We start from the raw sequence: 619 nt of genomic DNA on the forward strand, positions 1-619 counted from the left end.
CCGTGCACCTGTGCCCGGTCAACCGGCAGGCCGACGGCCTGAACGACCTGCGGCTCGCGCAGATCGAGGACGACGAGCACGAGTTCTACGCCGAGTCGGCCGGTCCTGTCAATCTGGTGGACCGGTTGAAGAAGAACATGCTCGCGCCTGAGCACCTGGTATTGAAGACCGGGGCCGCCGTGATGCCGCTGCGCAACGACGCCGACCACCAGTACGTCAACGGGTCGATTGGCACGGTGCGCGGGTTCGCGCCCGAATCCAAGGGCGGCTGGCCGATCGTGGAGTTCGAGAACGGCAATATCGTGACGATGAAGCAGGCCTCCTGGGAGATGATGGACGGCGAGACCGTGCTCGCCAGCGTCAAGCAGGTGCCGTTGCGCTGCGCGTGGGCGATCACGATCCACAAGTCGCAGGGCATGACGCTGGACCGGGCCGTGATGGATTTGCGGCGGACGTTCGCGCCCGGCATGGGGTATGTGGCGCTCTCGCGCGTGGAGAGGCTCAACGGTCTGTATCTGGGCGGCATCAACGACCGCGCGTTCCTGGTCTCGTCCGACGCGGTGATGCTCGATTCGATCCTGCGCCGCCGATCCGACGCCGCCTCCGAGCTGCAGGGCGC

At 66.6% G+C, this 619-nt stretch carries 1 pseudogene; it reads left to right on the forward strand.

Annotation, left to right across the window (positions count from 1 at the left end):
- Window positions 1–619: pseudogene (locus tag H9626_RS15570) on the forward strand (hypothetical protein); the annotation flags it as partial.

The organism is Phocaeicola faecium, assembly GCF_014837055.1.
Classification (GTDB): domain Bacteria; phylum Bacteroidota; class Bacteroidia; order Bacteroidales; family Bacteroidaceae; genus Phocaeicola; species Phocaeicola gallinarum.